Source organism: Streptomyces sp. P5F9 (genome assembly GCF_057961495.1).
The window spans coordinates 1-20,875 of sequence record NZ_JBXVPZ010000146.1 but is presented as its reverse complement, the minus strand read 5'-3'; the positions used below and the strand labels follow the sequence as shown (position 1 = coordinate 20,875).

The following is a 20,875-nucleotide window of genomic DNA, read 5'->3' as shown; positions in this document are numbered from 1 at the left end:
CACCGGCCTCACCCAGTCCCTCTTCGGCGTCCTCGACGGCGCGGACGCCGAAGAGCCCACCGCGCAGCCCTCGCCGTGCGTCGGACTCGCCCCGCTCGACGGTCTGCTGGGCGCCGCGGCGGCACCGTCCGCGTCCCCGTCGCCGGAGGCCACCCCATGACGACCGTGCCCGCCGTGCCGACCGTCCGCCGCGTTCTCCTGGTCCTGTTCTCCGCCGTCCTCCTCGGTCTGCTCACCACCACCCCCGCCGCCGCCCACACCGAACTGGTCCGCTCCACCCCCAAGGACAGCGCCCGGTTGGCGAAGGCCCCCGACGACCTCACCCTCCTCTTCGACGAGCCGGTCGACCTGGCGGACGTACGCGTCATGACCCTGGACGGCGACCGGCTGCCCGTGACCCGGGTGCCGGGCAGGAGCAGTGCCACGGTGCGGGTCGCGCTTCCCCGCGCGACCGGGAACACCCTCGCGGTCACCTGGTCCGTGATCGATGAGGAGGACGGCCACGCCTCCTCCGGCCGGCTGACCTTCGGTATCGGCGCGAAGACCGCGACGACCGCGACGACCGCGCCGGACGCCCAGGACAGCGGCGGCGAGACCACGGCCGCACCCGCACCGTCCCCCTCGGTGCGGAAGGGTCTCGTCGCCGCTCGCTGGACCGGTTATCTGTCGCTGGCCCTGTTCGTGGGCGGGCTCGCCTTCGTCGCGCTGCTGTGGCCGCGTGGCGCGGGCGAACCGCGGGCGCGGGTGCTGCTCGGACTGGCCTGGACATGCGGGCTGTTGTCGACCGTGGCGAGCCTCGGACTTCAGGGCGCGTACACCGCGCTCGGCGGTCTGCGGGACGCGCTGCGCCCGGCGACGTACGCCGACGTCCTCACCACCGGGCCCGGTCTCGCGCTCGCCGCCCGGGGCCTGTTGTGGGTGCTCGCTTCCGTGGTGCTGGCGGCTCTGTTGCAGGGCGGCGCGCGGACCGCCCGCTCGCCCGGCTGGCGGGTCGGGGCCGGTGCGGTGGCCCTCGGGCTGCTGCGGGCGACCGGTATGGCGGGCCACAACTCCGAGGGCACCGAGCCCAGTTGGGGCGCGGTCGCCGATCTCGTCCACCTGCTCGGCGTCTCCCTCTGGATCGGCGGGCTCGTCATGCTCACGGTGGCCGTGCTGCCGCGCCGCGAGCCGGGCGAACTGGCCGCCGTGGTACCCGGCTACTCGAAGCTGGCCGCCGTGAGCGTGACGGCGATCGTCGCCGCCGGCCTGGTGCTCGCCTGGCAGATCGTGGGGTCCTACGACGCCCTGCTGCACACCTCGTACGGGCATCTGCTGCTGCTCAAGACGGGCGTCCTCGCCGTCGTGCTGGCCGCCGCCTGGTGCAGCCGCCAGTGGACGCGGACGCGTCTCGATCTCGCCGTGCTGCTGCGCGGCGACGCCGCCACCGTGCGGCCCTTCGGCTACTCGGTCGCGGCGGAGACGGGGCTCGTCCTCGTCGTGCTCGTCGTGACGAGTCTGCTGGTCACGGCCGATCCCGGCCGCTGAACTCCCCCATGGAACAAAGGAGTTGCTTTGAAACGCACTGAAGAGACCGGTGACCGGCGGCGCCGCTCACCGGCCGGCAACCGGGCCCTGCTGGTCGCCGGGCTCGGCGCCGCCCTCGCGGCCGTGCTCAGCCTGGGGCTGTTGCAGGCCGCCGCGGGCAGCGCCGGCAGCTCGGACACGTCGGCTGCGGGCGCGGCTCAGGCGCCCGCAGCCGCCGCGGCCGAGGTGCAGTCGGCGGCGGCCGCCACGCCGGACTACCAGGTCGACATCTCGAACTACACGTTCGGCGACGGAAAGCAGCTCGTCGTCAAGGTCGGCCAGACCGTCCGGTGGACCAACAAGGACACCGCCCCGCACACGGTCACCACGACGAAGGCTCCGGTGAAGTTCGACTCCGGCACCCTGAACCAGGGCGACTCGTGGTCGTACACGTTCACCAAGGCCGGGACGTACGAGTACTACTGCGCCGTGCACCCGGACATGGTGGCGTCGGTGAAGGTCGTCGCGGACGACAGCGGCGGCGGCACGGGCGGCGGCTCGGGCGGTACGACGCCGACCCCCACGCCTACCGCCACACCCACCGCCGGCCCCACGGGCATGCCCATGCCGACAGCCACACCCACCGCCACGGCCACGCCGACCGCGACCCCGACCGGCTCCGACGGCGGCGGTGACACCACCCAGTGCACCAGCGTCCAGGACGTGCTCCTGCCGATCCTCCAGCACATCAACACCGCGCACCTGGAACGCTCTCCGGCCCAGCAGGTGCAGGACGCGCTCGCCCTCGACTCCTACATCAAGATGCACACGGTGTGGGTCGAGACGATCCTCAAGCCCGTCACCGACGGCGGGGGCACGGTCCTCGACAGCACGCTCAGCGTGCTCCTCAACCACATCAACAAGGCACACCTGGAGGAGTCGCTCGGACAGCAGATCACCGATCTGCTCGACGTCGACGGCTACGTGAAGATGCACACGGTCTGGGCCGAGCAACTGCTCACGCCCACCGAGGACTTCGTCACCGGCAGCTGCTGACGCGGTCCGCGACGAGAGAAGGACGCGCCGGTCCGGCCGAGGCTCAGTCGGCCGGACCGGCGCCCGCTCATTCTCCACGCGTTCACCACCACTCCGGAACCGCTTTCACAGGAGACCTGGATGACAACCGTCACTCTCCCCACCGTCCCGCCCCCACCGGAGTCACCTACCGGCACACGTCGCCTGCCCTTGCCCGGCGACTACACGGTGGCGCCCGGCCGCTCGCTCGTCGAACTCACCGGCTGGTACGGCCCGTTGCCCACGCTGCGCCGCCGCATCGCCCTCGCCGACGCGTCCCTCACCGTGCCGGACTCCTCCGGACACCCGTCGTTCCGCTTCGAGTTCGACGATCCGCACCTCACGGCCCGGCTTGTCTCCGAGGAGGTGAAACCCCTCGCCGGCGGTCGTCGACTTCAGCTCAGCGCCGACCTCGACATCGACGGGACCGCCTTCCCCGTCCTCCTCCGGCTGCGCGTCGTCGAGCACGCGGACGACCGGCTGCTCGTGGTGGGTACGGCCACGCTGCCGTACCGGCTGCTGCGCCGCGCCACGGGATTCCGGGCCGGCCGCCCCGCCACCCGGCTGCGGCTGCTGGTCGCCGCGGAGTTCGCGTGAGGGCGGCCGGACGGGCGGCCTGCGGTGTCGCGGCCGCCGTACTCGCCCTCCTCGGTCTGCTGATGCTGCCCGCCGGGCAGGCGTCGGCCGCGTCGTACCACGTGCTGATGAAGGGGTACGCCTTCTCGCCCGCGGCCCTGACGATCACGGCCGGCACCACAGTGACCTGGACCAACGAGGACACCGCCCCGCACGACGTGAAGACCACGTCGGGTCCGGTCGCGATCCACTCCCCCATGCTCAGCAAGGGCCAGAGCTGGAGCTTCACGTTCACGACGGCCGGATCGTACGGCTATGTCTGCACCGTCCACCCGGACATGACGGCCCGGATGGTGGTGAAGGCGGCGGCACCGGCGACCTCCGCGGCCCCCACGGCGCACGAGCACAGCGGCTCGTCGTCCGGGTCGGGGCAGCGGCACCCGACCGTGCCGAGCCGGACCGTCGCGGCGAGGACGCCCGCGCACACCTCGTCCCCGTCCCACGCGATGTCGATGCCGGCCGCCTCACCGACCTCCACCGCGGCGGCGGCCGCACCGGCGCCCACGACGGCCGCACCGCAGGCCGGGCAGGCCCAGCAGGCCGCTTCGACGTCCCGTCCGCTGGATCCGCTGCTGGTGCTGGCCGGGCTGGTCGCGGGAGTGGCCGTCATGTGTCTGCTGCTGGTGGGGTCGCGGGCCGCGCAGGCGGGCGGGGGCGAGGCGAAGGGCTAGGACGTCTCTCCGGCCTGCCGGGCGCGGTACGTCCGCATCTTCGCGCGCGCCCCGCAGACCGCCATCGAGCACCAGCGGCCCCGGCCGGCCGGGCTGCGGTCGTAGTACGCCCAGTGGCAGGTCGGGGCCTCGCATGCCTTGAGGCGGGGCCAGGTGCCCTCGATCAGTGATCCGGCGATCGCTGCCGCCACTCGGGAGAGCAGGGGTTCCGCGTCGGCGGGGGTGAGGCGGGCGGAGCCGTCGTGGGCGTCGAGTTCGATCAACAGCGGGGCCCGTGCGAGGAGTTCACCGAGCGGGGTCACGTCCTGGTGCGCGGGGTGGCCCGCGTGGGCGAGCAGGGTGGCACGCAGGGACTCGCGGAGTTCACGGGCGTACGGGACCTGGTGTGCGGTGAGTCCGAAGGGGGTCCGGCCGTCCTCGGTGTCGAGCGCGTCGGCTCCCGCCTCGATGTCCAGCGTGTTCACCAGGGCCTCGATCAGGGCCAGGTCGCCGGGCGCGGGAACTCTCTCACTCATGCTTGCGACGTTACCTCCTGTGCGGGACCATGAGGTAACCGTTACCGGCTGACGCCGCATATAGGTAACACGAAGGAGCCCGTCATGACCGACCCCACCCCCGTCGCCGAGCTGGGTGCCGTCGTCCTGGACTGTCCCGGTCCGCGCGCGCTCGCCGCGTTCTACGCCGGGATCCTGGGCGGCACCGTCGAGGACGAGGACGGCGGCGACTGGGTGGACCTGAAGCTGCCGGGCGGGCGGACACTGGCGTTCCAGAAGGCCCCCGGACACGTACCGCCCAAGTGGCCCGCGCCCGGCGGCTCCCAGCAGTTCCATCTCGACCTGACCGTCACGGACCTGGACGCGGCCGAGAAGGACGTACTGGCGCTGGGCGCGACGCCGCTGGACACCGAGGACCGCTCGCGCACATGGCGTGTGTACGCCGACCCGGCGGGGCACCCGTTCTGTCTCTGCGCCTGCTGAGACCGCCGACACCGCCGACACCAGGGAGATCACCGTGACTGCCGTGGCACGTTTCCGTTCCACCGTGCTCGACTGCCCCGACCCGCTCGCGCTCGCCGAGTTCTACGCCGGGATTCTCGGCGGCACGCCCCACGTCGCCCACGACGAGTGGGTCGTCCTCGACATTCCGGACGGGCCCCGGCTCGCCTTCCAGCGGGTGGCGGACTACACCCCGCCCCAGTGGCCGCGCGCGGACCGGCCGCAGCAGCTCCATCTCGACTTCGACTCCGGGCCCACCTGGGAGGAACTGGAGGTCGCGGAGGCGAAGGCGCTGGCGCTCGGCGCGCGGCCGTTGCACCAGGAGGACAAGGAGGACTTCCGGGTGTACGCCGATCCGGCAGGGCATCCTTTCTGCTTCTGCCGGATCGACCACCCGTAGGTCCTGTGCGCTAACTGTCCAGCTCGGCGATCTTCGCCGTCGACGGCTCGCGGCGCTGCTGTGCGGCGCGGGCCGTGAAGTCGGCGCTGCGCAGGGCGCGTTGGACGTTGCCCCAGCTGAGCAGGGCGAGGTCGGGCTCGGACCAGCCGCGGTGGAGGAGTTCGGCGATGAGGTTCGGGTAGCAGGAGGCGTCGGCGAGGTCCTGCGGGTGGGCCGTACCGGCGTCGTAGGTGCCGGACAGGGCGACGCACTCGGGGCCCGCGATCTCGTGGACGTGATCGAGGTGGTCGGCGACGTCCCGGACGGACGGCCCGGTCTGCTCGGCGGTGAGCGGCACCATGCACAGGCCCTTGGCGGCGCCGACCGCGGCGAGGAGTTCGTCGGAGAGGTTCGCCGGGTGCGGGCGCAGCGTGCGGGCGGCGGAGCGGGCGAACAGCACCGGCGCCTTCGAGACCGCGAGGGTGCGGCGGATCGTGCCGTCGGAGGCGCCGGAGAGGTCGGCGAGCACGCCGAGGCGGTTCATCTCGCGCACGACCTCCTCGCCGAACCGGGTCAGCCCGGCCTCGCTCGCCCAGGACACCCCGGACAGCGTGAGGACCCGTAGACCCAGCGCGTGCAGGGAGCGCAGGATGCCCAGGGAGTCGCCGAGCGCGGCGGCTCCGGCGGGGCCGAGCAGCACGGCGATACGGCCGCAGTGGCGCACGTCGGTGGTCTCGCCGGCGGTGTACGCCAGGCGCAGCCCCTCGGGGTGGGCGCGGACCACCGTGTTCACGAGGTCGAGCTGCTCCAGAGTGGCGCCGACCGCCCGGTCCCCGGCCAGCCCCTCGGGCAGGTGCAGCGACCAGAACAGCGCGCCGACATGCCCCTCGCGCAGCCGCGGCACATCCGTGTCCACGGAACTCTCCCCCAGCTCCAGGTCGAACCACGGCAGGTGCCGCAGCGCCCACGGCAGCCCGCTGTAGCCGTCCGCGACCGGGTGCGCGGCGAGGATGGCGTGCGCGCGCTCCAGCGGGGCCGCGGCCGGGTCGGAGACGGGGTCGTACGGTTCCGCGGTGTCCGGCGGGAAGGGCCCGCCGGGGAAGGGCTCGTGGACCAAGGCGTCGAGCTCGCCGACCTCGGTCGGCGCGTGCAGTTGGTCCTGGAGGTCGGCCATGGCGGGCTCCGTACGTCGTTACGGCAGTACGGTCACCGTCGCACGCCCGCAAGAGGGCCACCCGGTGGGCGGGGCGTTCGGGGTACGGCGCGGGAGTGGGCGCTCCCGCGCCGCGCCGGTCAGCCGTCCAGCGACTCGATCGTCGCGTTCGACGGCCCCCGTGTCGCCTGGATCCCGCGTGCCACGTCCTCCGCCGCGCCCAGCACCCGTACCGCGTTCTTCCAGGTCAGCTTGGCCAGGTCGGCCTTGGACCAGCCGCGGTCGAGCAGTTCCGCGATGAGGTTCGGGTAACCGGAGACGTCGTTCAGGCCGTCGGGGGTGAAGGCCGTGCCGTCGTAGTCGCCGCCGATGCCGAGGTGGTCGACGCCCGCGACCTCGCGCATGTGGTCGAGGTGGTCGGCGACCGTGGAGACGGTGGCGACCGGGCGTGGGTGGAGCTCCTCGAAGGCGTGGTGCACCTTCATCGCCTCTTCGGTGGTCTCCAGGTGGTGCAGACCGTGCGCGCGCATGTTGTCGTCGGCCGCGGCCGTCCAGTCGACGGCGGCCTGGAGCACGAACTTCGGCACGAACGTCACCATCGCCATGCCGCCGTTGCCGGGCAGCCGCTCCAGCACGTCGTCCGGGATGTTGCGCGGGTGATCACAGACCGCCCTCGCCGACGAGTGGGAGAAGATCACCGGGGCCGTCGACGTGTCCAGCGCGTCGCGCATGGTCGTCGCCGCCACGTGCGAGAGGTCGACGAGCATGCCCTCGCGGTTCATCTCCCGCACGACCTCACGGCCGAACGCCGACAGGCCGCCGACCCCCGGCTCGTCCGTCGCCGAGTCCGCCCACGCCACGTTGTCGTTGTGGGTGAGCGTCATGTAGCGGACGCCGAGCGCGTACAACCCCCGCAGTGTGCCGAGGGAGCTGGCGATGGAGTGCCCGCCCTCCGCACCCATGAGGGAGGCGATACGGCCTTCTCCGCGCGCCGCCTCCATGTCCGCGGCGGTCAGCGCGGGCGCCAGGTCCTGCGGGTAGCGGGCGAGCAACTGCCGTACGCAGTCGATCTGTTCGAGCGTCGTCGGCACCGGGTCGGGCAGGTCCGAGCGCACGTACACCGACCAGTACTGCGCGCCGACGCCGCCCTCGCGCAGGCGTGGGATGTCGGTGTGCAGATGGGCGTTCTGGTGGACGGCGATGTCGCGGGCGTCCAGGTCGTAGGCGACCTGCTTGCGCAGCGCCCAGGGCAGGTCGTTGTGCCCGTCGACGACCGGGAACTCGCGGAGCAGCTCCCGGGCCTGGTCCAGTGACGTCATCGCCATCACTTCCCGAAGCCGAAGCCGCTGCCGGAGCCCTCGGCCTTGGCGCGCAGGCGCTTGCCCTTCTCGGTGGCCTGGTCGTTCAGCTCCTGCTGGAACTCCCGCATGCGGACGAGGAGTTCGTCGTCGTGTGTGGCCAGGATGCGGGCGGCGAGCAGACCCGCGTTGCGCGCGCCGGCGACCGAGACGGTGGCGACGGGGACACCGGCCGGCATCTGCACGATGGACAGCAGCGAGTCCATGCCGTCCAGGTACTTCAGCGGCACGGGGACGCCGATCACCGGCAGCGGGGTCACCGAGGCGAGCATGCCGGGAAGGTGGGCGGCGCCGCCCGCGCCCGCGATGATCACCTTGAGGCCGCGGCCGTCGGCCCGCTCGCCGTACGTGATCATCTCGCGGGGCATGCGGTGCGCGGAGAGGACGTCGACCTCGTACGCGATCTCGAACTCGTCGAGGGCCTTCCCGGCGGCCTCCATGACGGACCAGTCGGAGTCCGACCCCATGACGATTCCTACGACGGGTCCTGCGACGGAGCTCATTCGGTGATCGTGCCTCTCAGATAGCCGGCTGCGTGACGCGCGCGGTCCAGGACGTCGTCCAGGTCGTCGCCGTAGGTGTTGACGTGGCCCACCTTGCGGCCGGGCTTCACGTCCTTGCCGTACATGTGGATCTTCAGCCGCGGGTCGCGGGCCATGCAGTGCAGGTACGCGGAGTACATGTCCGGGTAGTCGCCGCCGAGAACGTTACACATGACCGTCCATGTGTCACGTTTGCGCGGGTCACCCAGCGGGAGGTCGAGGACCGCGCGGAGGTGGTTGGCGAACTGGCTGGTGATCGCGCCGTCCTGGGTCCAGTGACCGGAGTTGTGCGGGCGCATGGCGAGTTCGTTGACGAGGATGCGACCGTCGCGGGTCTGGAACAGCTCGACGGCGAGGTGGCCGACGACACCGAGTTCCTTGGCGATGCGCAGCGCCATCTCCTCGGCCTGGAGCGCGAGCGACTCGTCGAGGTCGGGAGCGGGCGCGATGACGGTGTCACAGACGCCGTTGACCTGCTGGGACTCTACGACGGGATAGGCGACGGCCTGCCCGTGCGGGGACCGTACGACGTTCGCCGCCAGCTCCCGCACGAAGTCGACCTTCTCCTCGGCGAGCACGGGGACGCCGGCGCGGAACGGCTCGGCGGCCTCCTCCGCGGAGTCGACGACCCACACGCCCTTGCCGTCGTAGCCGCCGCGGACGGTCTTGAGGACGACGGGGAAACCGTCCCCCTCGGCCGCGAACGCGACGACATCCACCGGATCGCGCACGATCCGGTGCCGCGGGCACGGCACCCCGATCTCGACGAGCTTCGCGCGCATCACGCCCTTGTCCTGGGCGTGCACGAGCGCGTCCGGGCCGGGGCGCACGGGGATGCCGTCCGCCTCCAGGGCGCGCAGATGCTCGGTGGGTACGTGTTCGTGATCGAAGGTGATCACGTCGCAGCCCCGCGCGAAGTCACGCAGCGTGTCGAGGTCGCGGTAGTCGCCGATGACGACATCGCCGACGACCTGCGCCGCGGAATCCTGAGGGGTGTCACTGAGGAGCTTGAATTTGATGCCGAGCGGGATGCCCGCCTCGTGTGTCATACGAGCGAGCTGCCCCCCGCCGACCATGCCGACTACCGGGAACGTCACTCCCCCAGGGTATCGGTCACGCCACGGCGGCCTGATTTCCGTACCTCTTACCGTTCTTTTCCGGGTCTCTTCCCGACCTGTGAGCGGCTTCACGGGCGCCGGGGGAAAGGGGTGGTTAGCATGGCTGGGTCGAGAATCCGAGAAGACGGGGGCCTGCACAACCATGGAGCCTGGTTCCGAAGGGCCTTTCAAACGGCTCGCCCGCGAGGTCGCCAAGTTCGGCGCGGTGGGCGTGGTGGGCACCGTGGTGAACTTCGCGGTCTCCAACCTGCTGTGGCATCTGACCAGCCTGCAGGCCGTGCGCGCCAACGTGATCGCGACGATCGTCGCCATCGCGTGCAACTACGTGGGCTTCCGGTACTTCACCTACCGTGACCGCGACAAGAGCGCCCGCACCAAGGAACTGAGCCTGTTCCTGGCGTTCAGCCTGGTCGGCCTGGTGATCGAGAACGGCATCCTGTTCGCCGCGATCTACGGCTTCGGCTGGGACAGCTCGCTTCAGCGCAACATCTTCAAGGTGCTCGGCATCGGCATCGCGACGCTGTTCCGCTTCTGGTCGTACCGCAGCTGGGTGTTCAAGGCGCTGCCGGTGGAGGACGAGGGCGAGGAACCGCTCGCGAAGGCGGAGGCTCCCCTCATCGAGCCCCAGCGTGAGCCGCTGCCCCGCCCCAAGCAGCACGTGAGCTGAACAGCCCACTCCCCCGGCCCCTAGCGGACCGTGGGCTCGTCGTCGTCCACCGGCAGCCGCTTCGTCGGCGGCGTACGCGACAGGAACAGCCCGAACACCGGCGGCTGCGCCTGCAGCATCTCCAGCCGCCCGCCGTCCGCCTCCGCGAGATCCCGGGCGACGGCCAGCCCGATCCCGGTGGAGTTACGGCCGCTGATCGTCCGCTCGAAGATGCGCGCACCGAGGTCCGTAGGGACCCCGGGCCCCTCATCCGTGACTTCCACGACGGCCTGGTTGCCGGTGACGCGGGTGCGCAGGGCGACCGTGCCGCCTCCGTGCATGAGGGAGTTCTCGATCAGCGCGGCCAGCACTTGCGCCACCGCCCCCGGGGTGCCGACGGCCTGGAGATGCCGCTTGCCCGAGCTGACGATCGCGCGGCCCTCGCTGCGGTAGGCGGGGCGCCACTCGGCGAGCTGCTGCTGGATGACCTCGTCGAGGTCGAAGGTGACGGCGGAGCCGGTACGGGGGTCACGCGCGTTCGTCAGCAGCCGCTCCACGACGTCGGTGAGCCGCTCGACCTGCGTCAGCGCGATCGTCGCCTCCTCCTTCACCGTGTCCGGGTCGTCGGTGAGGGTGATCTCCTCCAGCCGCATGGACAGCGCGGTCAGCGGCGTACGCAACTGGTGTGAGGCATCGGCGGCCAGCCGTCGCTCGGCGGTGAGCATGCGGGCGATGCGCTCGGCAGAGGAGTCGAGGACGTCGGCGACCCGGTCCAACTCGGGGACGCTGTACCGCTTGTGCCGGGGCCGCGGGTCCCCGGAACCGAGCCGCTCCGCGGTCTCCGCGAGGTCGGTGAGCGGCGAGGCGAGCCGGTTGGCCTGCCGTACGGCGAGCAGTACGGCGGCGACCACGGCGAGCAGGGCGACGGCGCCGATGATCAGCAGCGTCCGCCCGACCTCCCGGGTGACGGTCGACCGCGGCTCCTCCACGGTGACCGTCTCGCCCTCCTCGCCCTTGGCGGTGGAGCGGATGACGTCACCGGCCGGCTTGGTGCCGACCGCGATCACCGGGTCACCGGGGATGCGGATCACGGCGTACCGGTCCTCCGTGACCTGCGTACGCAGCACCTCGGAGTCGACGATCTCCGCCCCGAGAATCCGGCTGTCCACGATGCTGGCCAGCCTGAGCGCCTCGGAATCCACACGTTCCTGGGCGCTGTTGCTGATCGTGCGCGTCTCCACGATGACAAGAGACACACCAAAGACAGCGATCACGACGAGCACCACGGCGAGCGTGGACTGAATAAGACGACGACGCACGGCACTCTCCGAGAAACGGCGACTAACAGCGCCCCGAAAGGGGCGCGGGGAACGGCGCGACCAGCCCTACACAACGGCCGGTCGCGCACACCACACGAGCCACCCGCGGCGCAGGCGCAACGCGCGTAGCCGACCTAGCTCTTTTCGAACCGGAAACCCACACCCCGCACCGTCGCGATGTACCGGGGGTTAGCCGCATCGTCACCGAGCTTCTTCCGCAGCCAGGAGATGTGCATGTCGAGGGTCTTGGTCGACGACCACCACGTCGTGTCCCACACCTCGCGCATCAACTGGTCACGAGTCACCACCCGCCCGGCATCCCGCACGAGCACCCGCAGCAGGTCGAACTCCTTGGCGGTGAGCTGGAGTTCCTCGTCGCCCATCCACGCGCGGTGGGACTCGACGTCGATACGGACGCCGTGCGTGGCGGGCGGCTGCGCGGGCTCGGCCGCACCGCGCCGGAGCAGGGCCCGGACGCGGGCGAGCAGCTCGGCGAGCCGGAAGGGTTTGGTGACGTAGTCGTCGGCGCCCGCGTCGAGGCCGACGACGGTGTCCACCTCGTCGGCGCGCGCGGTCAGGATGAGGATGGGGACGGTGTGGCCCTCGGCGCGCAGTCGGCGGGCCACTTCCAGGCCGTCCATGCCGGGCAGGCCCAGGTCCAGGACACACAGGTCGATGCCGCCCTGGATGCCGGCGTCGAGCGCTGTCGGTCCGTCCTCGCGCACCTCGACCTCGTAACCTTCCCGTCGCAAAGCGCGGGCCAGCGGCTCCGAGATGGACGCGTCGTCCTCGGCGAGCAGTACACGGGTCATGAGGTGATGGTAGTCCGCCTCGGACAGCGGTCGGGGTGTGATCGCCACGAGTGATTCTTACCTTGGGGCAAGTCGGATTCGCAGCGGTGAAGAATCTGGTCCGAACCTGTGTCTGTGGGATGCCATCCTTGTATCCACCTTCGAAAGATCGACCACGGTTCCACTTATCCCTGTGATCGATGTCTCAAGTCCTTCCATTTCCGGCGGTGTCCTGCCGTATGGTGACCTGACCGCCTGTAGTAGCACCGGGGACCTTTGGCGAGCATTTCCAGCTGAAGGTCTCTTTTGTGTGCGGGCTGGCCCGCTGCCAGCCTCCCCCCCACCAGCAAGGAACGACCATGGCGTCCAGCCTGACGAAGGACTCGGTGACTCCGGGCACCCCCGGTTCCGAGAAGACCTTCTTCGGCCACCCCCGCGGACTGGCCACTCTCTTCATGACCGAGATGTGGGAGCGATTCTCCTACTACGGCATGAAGGCACTGCTCCCGCTGTACCTGGTGGCACCGGGCGGCCTGCACATGAGCGCGGCCACCGCGACCGCGATCTACTCGGTGTACCTGTCGCTCGTGTACCTGCTCGCCCTCCCCGGCGGCTGGTTCGCGGACCGCGTCCTCGGCCCGCGCAAGACGGTCGCCGTCGCCGGCGTGATCATCATGCTCGGCCACCTCACCCTGGCCCTCCCGTCCTCGGGCACGTTCTTCGCCGGCCTCGGCCTGGTGGCGATCGGCTCAGGTCTCCTCAAGGCCAACATCTCCACGATGGTCGGCCACCTCTACGAGGGCCCGGACGACCCGCGCCGTGACGGCGGCTTCACGCTCTTCTACATCGGCATCAACATCGGAGCCTTCGCCGCACCGCTGATGATCGGCACCGTCGGAGAGAACTACAACTGGCACCTCGGCTTCGCACTCGCCGCGGTCGGCATGGCCATCGGCCTCGCCCAGTACCTGATCGGCACGCGTCACCTCAGCTCCCGCTCGGACATCGTCCCCACGCCGCTGTCCGCCGAGGAGAAGGCGGCCACGCTGCGCAAGTCGGGCCTGTGGGCGGCCGTCGCCGTCGTCTTCTACGCGATCGTCGGCTTCTCCGGCCACTACACGCTGAACTGGCTGCTGGTCCCGATCACCATCGCCGGCCTGCTGATCCCCGTCCTGGTCATCGCCCGCATCAAGCGCGACAAGGACCTCGACCGGGCCGAGCAGTCGAAGATGTCCGCGTACATCTGGTTCTTCATCGCCGCGGCCGTGTTCTGGATGATCTACGACCAGGGTGGCTCGACGGTGTCCCTGTTCGCCGACTCCTCCGCGAAGAACACCATCTTCGGCTGGAACTTCCCCATCTCCTGGTACCAGTCGGTCAACCCGGTCCTCATCATGGCCCTGGCCCCGGTCTTCGCCTGGGCCTGGCTGGCCCTGGCCCGCCGCGGCAAGGAGCCGAGCACGGCGACCAAGTTCGCGATGGGCCTGGTGCTCATCGGCGCGTCCTTCTTCCTCTTCCTGGCCCCCCTCGCGATCGCCGACGGCGGTCACAAGGCGGCGGCGATGTGGCTCGTGGCGATCTACTTCGTCCAGACGGTCGGCGAGTTGACCCTCTCCCCCGTCGGCCTCTCCGTCACCACGAAGATGGCCCCCGCGAAGTACGCCTCCCAGATGATGGGCGTCTGGTTCCTCGCGGTGACGGCAGGCGACGCGACGACGGGCCTCCTGTCCATCGCCGGCGTCGACCTGAACAAGACGGGCATCGTCGCACTCCAGGCCGTCCTCGCGGTCCTCGCGGGCGCGGCGGTGTGGATGTACCGCAAGAAGGTCAGGGAACTCATGGGCGACGTCCACTGACGTTCGTCTACGGCAACGCAACAAAGGGCCGCCGGATCCTTCGGGGTACGGCGGCCCTTTCCCGTCCCCGGCACTTTCCAGTGACCGTTGGGCCACTCGCTTCTTGGCCAGTGTCGTGCTTCCACGGCCCGAGTAAAGGGCGCTCCCTTCGGTCGCGTCGGCTACGCCGATGGCCCTGCGGGCCACCCTTGACTAGGCCCGCTCCAGCCCGTTTCAGAAGCAAGCGAGCGGCCCGGAGGAATGGGCGGCCAGGGAGCCATCCCCTTGCCTGAACCGTGCTGCCGACCGGTGTGGAGGGGACGCGTCCGCGTCTCGCCAGCACGCCCCCTCGGCTCAGCGGCCAACCCTGAGTGGGTGGTCGCTGGAAGCCGGGGGTAAATCTAACCACCTCGACGACCTTTGACCGGTTAGAAATGACCCCGGCTTCCCGCAACCACCCACCCGCCGCTGGCCGCTGAGCCGGCCCGGCGTGCAGGCGAGACGGCAGCGCGCTCCCTCACCCCGGCCCAGAACGCAGCCCACCCGACGGGATTCCTGCCTGGCCACCCATCCCTCGGGGCCGCCCGCTCGCTTCTGAAACGGGATTGCGGGAGACGAGTCAAGGGTGAAGCGCAGCGCAATCGCCGCAGGCGACGCGACCGCAGGGAGCGCCCTTTACTCGGCTCCCGCAATCCCGACACTGACCAAGAAGCGGGCGGCCAACCCGTACTTGTCAGCGCAGTCGCCTCCGCCCCGGCATGAAGGTGAACACCGCCACGCCGAGCAGGATTGCCGTACCGGAGACGAGGCCGAGTGCTTTCAGACCTCCGTGGCTGTCCGAGCCGGTTTCCGCCAAGCCTCCCGAGGTGGATGTCGACGTTGACGTACCGCCTGATGTTGAAGAGCCGCCTGATGCGCCGCTTGCCTGTTCGGTCGTGTCGAGGGTCAGCGAGACCTCCGACTTCGTGGGGGTGCAAGTCGTCGTCGTGCCGAGGGCGTTGACCGTCAGGACGCCGGGGGACAGTGTCGACGTACCGCTCGCGCCCGGTTTGTATGTGCCGGTCAGGTCTGGGATCTCTATCGGGTCGCCGGACTTGATGGCGGCGGAGTTGGTCGGGCCCTCCACGTGGACCGTGCCCTTGTCTGCGCCGCCCAGGACCACCTCCATCGACGGCTTCACGGAGTCCGCCGGGATGTCTGCCGGGCTGTCCATCACCGACCCGTTGAACTTCACGGTGAGGTCGTAACTCCCGCCGTTCTTCGTGGCGTTGATCTGGACGGGTGAGGTCGCGTTCTTGTCGCCGATCGGCGTCTTGCACGCGTAGGGGACGGAGACCTCCTTGCCGGTGAAGTCCGTCTGGCCTGTCCCGGTGCCGTCGCTGGCGGACGCGGATGCGGAGTCACTTGGCGACGCTGACTCCGATGCCGATGCCGATGCGGAAGCCGACGTCGAGTCCGATGGGGTTGGGGACGTGCTGGACGAACTGCCGTCACCCGCCGTCACATTGATCGTCGCCGAAGGCGAACCCGTCGCCGTCGGTGTGCACTTCGTGTCCGTCGAGAACGCGTTGACCGTGTACGCGTCCGGTGTCAGCGTCACCGACCCCGCCGTCGTCAGCTTCAACGTGCCCTTCATGTCGGACAGGGTCATCACCGCGCCCTTGGGGATCGCCGGGTTCGTGCGCGGGCCCTGCATCGCGATGTCGGCGGTCTGTGCGCCGCCCGCCTTCAAGATCCCGGACGGCTGGACCGAGTTGGCGGGCAGGTCGATGATGTCGGGGTTCTTGGACGCGGCCTGGGTGAACTTCCAGACGACGTCGACCGTGTCGCCCACCTTCGCCGTGGCGGGCGCGGTGATCTCGACCTTGGTGGTGCCGTCGACCGGGTCGATGCCGGCGGGCGGCACGCAGTGGGTGGCGTAGGACACCTCGGCGGCCTGCGCGGTCCCGGCGGTCAGGCCGAGCGCGAGGCCCGCACCGCCGAGGACCAGCGCGAACGTGGCCGCGCCCGCTCTCCGTACACCGCCTCCGCCGGCCGGTGTGACTCTCCTTCGCTTGCTCACGTAAGTCCCTTCCTGGTGGGAGTCGTCGGACTCGTCGGGCTGTCGTCGTGCGGTGCGGAGAGTCGACCGGCCGCCGTGCCCGGATCGGAGTCCGGGGTGAACCACGGCAGGGTCGAGGTCGTAGGGACGGCCGCGGCTGCTTCCCGGGAGCCGGCCGCCCTGCCCAACTTCGGCATGCGCAGGGTGACTTGGGTGGGCATGTGCAGGGCCCTGTGCCGGGGCGGGCCCATGCTGCGGGCCGCCTTGCGTGGCCGTAGCCGGTCCACCACGGCCATTCCGACGCGGAACACCGCCGCCGGTACGACCACGCAGACCAGGATCCAGAACAGGGTCACGCCCCAGGGGCGGCCGACTCCCCATGGCTGTTCGGCGAGTACTCGGCCGCCGTACTTCATCGAGACGGTGTAGTCGCCGTGCGCTCCGGCCGAGAGTTCGACGGGGAGTTTGATCTCCGCCTTGCCGCCGGGCGCGATCGTGCCGCCGAACTGCTGGTCGTCCCACTGCGGCGCGAACACCCCGTGGGAGGTGCCGACTTGGAACACGGGGTTCTTGACGGGGGACGAACCGGCGTTGCCGACGGTGAAGACCAGCGTGCGGGACGGTGGCGCCCCGAACCAGGTCAGCAGGCCGCTCGAACCGTCCAGCCGGGTGTCGGAGAGGACCGACAGACGGCCGGCTGACGACTCCGCGGGCAGTGGTTCGATCGCGTGGCCCGCCACCTGGAAGACCGTGTCCGCGGACGCGCTCGCACCCGTCACCGTCGCCACATGCACCACGCACGGGCACGGCACCGGCGGTTCGGACACCGGCAGCTTCTTGCTGAAGACACCCTTGGCGTCCGTCGTGACGGCTCTGCCGTCCGCGTTCGCACAGGAGTTGGTGCCGCCGATCACCCCGCGCGCGGGCGTCGCCTGCCCGCAGACCAGCATCATCAGCAGGGCGTGCGGCCGCCAGCCGCTCCCGGAGACGGTGATCGAACCACCCGTCCCCGCTTGCGACTTGGAGAGCTTCACACTCGGACCGCCCGCCGCCGCGGCGGACGTCGCCCCCGCCACCGGCAGCAGAAGCAGCGCGAGCACCGCCACCAGCGCCGGAATCCGCACCTTGCCGCTCACCTCACCGCTCCCGTCAACTCGGCCTCCGTGCGCGGGTGTTCGGCCGTCTCGTCGCCTTCATCCGTACGGCGCCGACGGCGTCGTAGTCGTACGAGAAGCAGCGCCGACCCGGCCGCCAGCGCACCCCCGGTCCCCGCCACCGCTCCCCACGGCACGAACCGTGTCGACACGTCCGCCGTGTCGTGGGCGCCGCCCGTCGCCGTGACCGTGAGGCGTAGGTCGACCGCGTCCAGGGTGGGGTGGTCGGGCCAGGGTTCGGTGAGCTTCAGGCGTCGGCCCGGCGGGAGTTGGACCGGGAGGGGGCGGGGGGTGCGGTCCAGGAGGGTGCCGAAGACGCCGGTGGCGTGGACGGTGAGGTTCGGGGTGAGGGGTGTGGTGCCGCGGTTGACCAGTTCGTAGGTGATGCCGTTGCCGTGGACCGCTACGTGTTCGATGGTCAGTGCCGACAACGCCGGTCCGGCTATGCGGAGTTGGAGCCGTACCGTCGCCTCTCGGCCCTTCGTGTCGCGCGCGGTGATCGTGGCGGTGCGGTCGCCGGGGGCGGCGGTCGTCGGGACGTTCACCGTGAAGGGGATGTCGGCTCGGGTGCGGGCCGGGACCCCGACTCCCGTGTCGGCGAAGGTGATCGGGACGCCTGTGGCCCGCAGTCGTACCGTGACCGGGCGGCCGGTCGGGTTGGTCACGGACACCGTGTCCTGGAGGGTCGTGCCGGGCTCGCCCTCGGCGTAGAACGTCGGGCGTCCGCCGCCCGCGGGCGCAACGGTCCATCCCCCGGCGGCCGTTGCGGTCGGCGCGGCCGCCAGAAGGGCGAGGAGGGACAGACTCAGGACGCGGGCGGTTGACAGCATGGGCGGCTCCATAGAACAGGTGCGGCGCGAAGCGCCCCGAAGGGGCGCGGGGCAGTGTCGTTTTGCGGCTCCGCCGCGCGGGCGCGACCAGCCACGACGGCGCCGCAGCCGATCGACGGCACTTCCCGGCACTTCAGCGGAGCGCCTAGCGGCGGGCGCGGGCCGTCTGGTTGCGCCGGGTCAGCCACAGGGTGCCCGCCGCGCCCGCGAGCAGGACCGTGCCGCCGAGCGTGCCGAGGGCGATGACCGAGTCGTCGGGACCGGTCTTCGGGAGCGTGCCGCTGGAGTCCGTACCGGTGCCGGAGCCGGTGGTGCCGCTGGTACCCGTCGAGCCACTGGATCCCGACGAACCGCCCGCCGCCGTGACGTCCAGCGTGAGGGACGGGCCGGGGCTGTTGGTGGGGGTGCACGTGGTCGTCGTACCGAGGGCCTTGATGGTGAGGACGGCCGCCGTGAACGTGACCTTGCCGGACGCCTTCGGGGTGTACGTGCCCGTCAAGTCGTTGATTTTGATGGGGGTGTTGGCGGGGATCGCGGCCTGGTTGGCGGGGCCCGACACCGAGACGGTGCCGCTGTCCGCGCCGCCCACCTTGATGGTGGCGCTCGGGTTCATCGCACCCTTGCCGAGTTCGACGGGGCTGGACGAGACGCCCTTCTGCCAGGACATGGTGAGCTTGTAGCCGCTGCCGCTCTTGACACCCTTGATGTCGATCGGCGAGACGGCGGTCTTGACGCCGATGGGCGTCTGGCACTTGTAGTTGACGTCGACCACGTCGGCCCGGGCTGCGGGGGCGGCCATGAATACCGCCGAGCCGGCCAGGGCCGCGACGGACGCGAGCGCTGCGGTTCGTTTCTGGTACGACACGGTCCCCTCATTCCTGACGGCACATCAGATCGGCCGTCAAGGTACGCCCGGGGTCGTGAGGAGGGAAGACAAGACGCACGCCGGAGTTGTGACGATCCGGCGTGCGCGAAGAGGTCGCCACGTGGACGGGGTGACCGGAGGTAACCCGAGGTGGGCGTCAGCCGAGCAGGTCGGGCAGGCCCCAGCGGCGCAGCACCTCGGGCACCACGACCGTGCCGTCGGCCTGCTGGTGCTGTTCGAGGATCGCGGGGAGGAGACGGCTGGTCGCCAGACCCGAGGCGTTGAGCGTGTGCACGTACGCCGCCTTGCCGCCGCCCGCCGGGCGGTACCGGATGCCGCCGCGCCGGGCCTGGTACTCGCGGGCGTTCGACACCGAGCTGACCTCCGTGTACGCGCCGAGGCTGGGCAGCCAGACCTCCACGTCGTACGTCTTCGCCTGGGCGGGGCTGGTGTCCCCGGCGGCGAGTTTCGTGACCCGGTAGTGCAGTCCGAGGCCGGCCACCAACTCCTCGGCGCGGGCGAGGAGTTCGAGCTGGGCCGCATCCGAGTCGGCGGGGCGCGCGAACTGGAACAGCTCGACCTTGTTGAACTGGTGGCCGCGCAGGGTGCCCCGGTCGGCGGTGCGGTGGCTGCCGCTCTCCTTGCGGTAACAGGGCGTGTACGCCACGTACTTGCGCGGCAGCTCGGCCTCGTCGAGGGTCTCCCCGCGGTGCAGATTGACCAGCGCGGTCTCGGCGGTGGGCAGCAGGAACCGCTCCGGGCGCCCGCCCTCACCCTCCTCCACCACGAACACCTCGTCGGCGAACTTCGGGAACTGGCCCGCCGTATAACCCGCTTCGTAGGTCAGCACATGCGGCGGCAGCACGAACTCGTAGCCCGCGCGGCGGTGGCTGTCGAGGAAGTGGTTGAGCAGGGCCCACTCCAGTGCGGCGCCGTCGCCCCGGTAGATCCAGTGGCCGTTGCCGGCGAGGGCGGTGCCCCGTCGGTAGTCCACCAGGCCCAGATCCCGGGCGAGTCGGACATGGTCGCGAGGAGCGAAAACGGGGGTCGGAGTGCCTACGGCCCGTACGACCTCGTTGTTCTCCTTGCCGCCCGCGACCACGTCCTCGTCGGGGAGGTTGGGCAGGGCGTCGAGGAACTGCTGGTGTTCGCGCGCGAGTTGGGCGAGTTCGCCCTCGTCCCTCGTGACCTGGTCGGCCAGGGTCGAGGCGGTGGCCTGGAGGTCGTCGGCGGCGGTGCCCGCCCTGCGGTGGGCCGCGATCTCCGCCGAGATGCGCCTACGCTCGCCGCGCAGCCGCTCCACGGCCGTACGGGTGTCCCGGAAGCGGGTGTCCAGGGCGAGGAAAGCCGGGAGGTCGGCGTCCACCGCCCGCTTGCGCAGGGCCTCGCGGACCCGCTCGGGCTGCTGTCGGATGAGGGTGACGTCGAGCATCGTGCGTGCTCCGTTCGCTACATCGGCGCGGCTCACCTCCGGGGCGCCGCTGTGCTCGATATGCGCCTGCCGGCGCGTGGCGGTGTCGAGAGCCCGACCGTGCTCAGCCCTTCGGGCCTCCGCGCGCTCGACCTCTCGACACCGACGCGCCCCTTCGGCTCGCCTCGCGTCGGCCGGGGCACAGAAATCGCCCCGGGGGTGATCCCTCGGGGCGTGGGCGAGAGGGTGCTCGCGGTGCCACCACGCCTTCACCGGTCGCGGGCTGTACGGCCGTGGAAACGGTCGCGTACCGCCGTAGAACGGTCTCGTTCTGACCCGATGACGGGGGCCGGCCGGCGGGGCATGGGGTCCGTCACAGCGACGGGCCGTTCCTCCCCGCGCTCGGGAGGGGATTCGCCCGGGGTGCGAGGCCGCCTTCACAGCGTCGGCGGCTCTCTCGGCTCGCGGGACCCGGGGTACTCGTCTCCGTCAGCGCGTTGGGGACGAGCGTAGGGCCAGGCCGGGGGGCGGGGAAACGAATTTCCCGACCGGCC

General features: G+C 70.9%; 20 protein-coding genes. 8 read left to right on the top strand and 12 right to left on the bottom strand.

Features of this window, described 5'->3' with window-relative positions:
* Window positions 1-156: 156 nt before the first annotated feature.
* From AC31A1_RS23380 to AC31A1_RS23365, 4 genes are all read left to right on the top strand, one after another.
* Window positions 157-1,524: a copper resistance CopC/CopD family protein gene (locus AC31A1_RS23380; RefSeq protein ID WP_489655188.1), complete on the top strand. Its 1,368-nt coding sequence runs from the start codon at window positions 157-159 to the stop codon at window positions 1,522-1,524.
* Between the two features lie 27 nt (window positions 1,525-1,551).
* Entirely contained in the window at window positions 1,552-2,559 is a 1,008-nt protein-coding gene (locus AC31A1_RS23375; protein ID WP_489655187.1) for a cupredoxin domain-containing protein, read from the top strand.
* 120 nt (window positions 2,560-2,679) lie between these two features.
* Window positions 2,680-3,174 carry a hypothetical protein gene (locus AC31A1_RS23370; protein WP_489655186.1) on the top strand — a complete coding sequence of 165 codons (495 nt, stop codon included), beginning with the start codon at window positions 2,680-2,682 and terminating at the stop codon, window positions 3,172-3,174.
* Window positions 3,171-3,884: a cupredoxin domain-containing protein gene (locus AC31A1_RS23365; RefSeq protein ID WP_489655185.1), complete on the top strand. Its 714-nt coding sequence runs from the start codon at window positions 3,171-3,173 to the stop codon at window positions 3,882-3,884. The genes AC31A1_RS23370 and AC31A1_RS23365 overlap by 4 nt, the downstream gene beginning before the upstream one ends.
* Here the strand turns inward: AC31A1_RS23365 and AC31A1_RS23360 are convergent.
* A complete protein-coding gene (locus AC31A1_RS23360) occupies window positions 3,881-4,399 on the bottom strand; it encodes a CGNR zinc finger domain-containing protein (RefSeq protein ID WP_489655184.1) in 519 nt (172 codons plus the stop codon). The two genes, AC31A1_RS23365 and AC31A1_RS23360, sit on opposite strands and share 4 nt — an antisense overlap.
* Window positions 4,400-4,483: 84 nt before the next feature.
* On the opposite strand from AC31A1_RS23360, the gene AC31A1_RS23355 reads away from it, so the two are divergent.
* Complete coding sequence (locus AC31A1_RS23355) at window positions 4,484-4,861, top strand: VOC family protein (protein WP_489655183.1); 378 nt, start codon at window positions 4,484-4,486, stop codon at window positions 4,859-4,861.
* Window positions 4,862-4,895: 34 nt separating this feature from the next.
* A complete protein-coding gene (locus AC31A1_RS23350) occupies window positions 4,896-5,279 on the top strand; it encodes a VOC family protein (protein ID WP_489655182.1) in 384 nt (127 codons plus the stop codon).
* A gap of 10 nt (window positions 5,280-5,289) precedes the next feature.
* Here AC31A1_RS23350 and AC31A1_RS23345 read toward each other — a convergent pair whose 3' ends face one another.
* The 4 genes from AC31A1_RS23345 to AC31A1_RS23330 all read right to left on the bottom strand — a co-directional run bounded on the left by AC31A1_RS23345 (window position 5,290) and on the right by AC31A1_RS23330 (window position 9,408).
* Entirely contained in the window at window positions 5,290-6,432 is a 1,143-nt protein-coding gene (locus tag AC31A1_RS23345) for a dipeptidase (RefSeq protein ID WP_489655181.1), read from the bottom strand.
* 119 nt (window positions 6,433-6,551) lie between these two features.
* Window positions 6,552-7,730 carry a dipeptidase gene (locus tag AC31A1_RS23340; protein ID WP_489655180.1) on the bottom strand — a complete coding sequence of 393 codons (1,179 nt, stop codon included), beginning with the start codon at window positions 7,728-7,730 and terminating at the stop codon, window positions 6,552-6,554.
* Between the two features lie 5 nt (window positions 7,731-7,735).
* On the bottom strand, window positions 7,736-8,272 hold the full coding sequence (purE, locus tag AC31A1_RS23335; RefSeq protein WP_489655179.1) for a 5-(carboxyamino)imidazole ribonucleotide mutase: 537 nt from the start codon (window positions 8,270-8,272) through the stop codon (window positions 7,736-7,738).
* A complete protein-coding gene (locus AC31A1_RS23330) occupies window positions 8,269-9,408 on the bottom strand; it encodes a 5-(carboxyamino)imidazole ribonucleotide synthase (protein WP_489655178.1) in 1,140 nt (379 codons plus the stop codon). The genes purE and AC31A1_RS23330 overlap by 4 nt, the downstream gene beginning before the upstream one ends.
* Window positions 9,409-9,571: 163 nt before the next feature.
* On the opposite strand from AC31A1_RS23330, the gene AC31A1_RS23325 reads away from it, so the two are divergent.
* Window positions 9,572-10,096, top strand: coding sequence for a GtrA family protein (locus tag AC31A1_RS23325; RefSeq protein ID WP_489655177.1), 525 nt, complete (start codon window positions 9,572-9,574; stop codon window positions 10,094-10,096).
* A gap of 20 nt (window positions 10,097-10,116) precedes the next feature.
* Here the strand turns inward: AC31A1_RS23325 and AC31A1_RS23320 are convergent, their stop codons facing one another.
* Together AC31A1_RS23320 and AC31A1_RS23315 are read right to left on the bottom strand one after the other, a co-directional pair.
* Window positions 10,117-11,394, bottom strand: coding sequence for an ATP-binding protein (locus AC31A1_RS23320; RefSeq protein ID WP_489655176.1), 1,278 nt, complete (start codon window positions 11,392-11,394; stop codon window positions 10,117-10,119).
* Between the two features lie 134 nt (window positions 11,395-11,528).
* Window positions 11,529-12,206: a response regulator transcription factor gene (locus AC31A1_RS23315; protein ID WP_174447603.1), complete on the bottom strand. Its 678-nt coding sequence runs from the start codon at window positions 12,204-12,206 to the stop codon at window positions 11,529-11,531.
* 338 nt (window positions 12,207-12,544) lie between these two features.
* On the opposite strand from AC31A1_RS23315, the gene AC31A1_RS23310 reads away from it, so the two are divergent.
* Window positions 12,545-14,041 carry an oligopeptide:H+ symporter gene (locus AC31A1_RS23310; protein WP_489655175.1) on the top strand — a complete coding sequence of 499 codons (1,497 nt, stop codon included), beginning with the start codon at window positions 12,545-12,547 and terminating at the stop codon, window positions 14,039-14,041.
* 712 nt (window positions 14,042-14,753) lie between these two features.
* Here AC31A1_RS23310 and AC31A1_RS23305 read toward each other — a convergent pair.
* From AC31A1_RS23305 to serS, 5 genes are all read right to left on the bottom strand, one after another.
* Window positions 14,754-16,082 (bottom strand): hypothetical protein, encoded by a 1,329-nt coding sequence (locus AC31A1_RS23305; protein WP_489655174.1) that lies wholly within the window; start codon window positions 16,080-16,082, stop codon window positions 14,754-14,756.
* Window positions 16,079-17,197 carry a hypothetical protein gene (locus AC31A1_RS23300; RefSeq protein WP_489655173.1) on the bottom strand — a complete coding sequence of 373 codons (1,119 nt, stop codon included), beginning with the start codon at window positions 17,195-17,197 and terminating at the stop codon, window positions 16,079-16,081. The genes AC31A1_RS23305 and AC31A1_RS23300 overlap by 4 nt, the downstream gene beginning before the upstream one ends.
* Window positions 17,194-18,045 carry a COG1470 family protein gene (locus AC31A1_RS23295; RefSeq protein ID WP_489655172.1) on the bottom strand — a complete coding sequence of 284 codons (852 nt, stop codon included), beginning with the start codon at window positions 18,043-18,045 and terminating at the stop codon, window positions 17,194-17,196. Before AC31A1_RS23295 ends, AC31A1_RS23300 begins: the two co-directional genes overlap by 4 nt.
* A gap of 145 nt (window positions 18,046-18,190) precedes the next feature.
* The gene (locus AC31A1_RS23290; RefSeq protein ID WP_489655171.1) at window positions 18,191-18,910 is read right to left on the bottom strand and encodes an LPXTG cell wall anchor domain-containing protein; all 720 of its coding nucleotides are present in this window, start codon (window positions 18,908-18,910) and stop codon (window positions 18,191-18,193) included.
* A 157-nt stretch (window positions 18,911-19,067) separates the two neighbouring features.
* Complete coding sequence (gene serS, locus AC31A1_RS23285) at window positions 19,068-20,342, bottom strand: serine--tRNA ligase (protein WP_489655170.1); 1,275 nt, start codon at window positions 20,340-20,342, stop codon at window positions 19,068-19,070.
* Window positions 20,343-20,875: the final 533 nt, after the last annotated feature.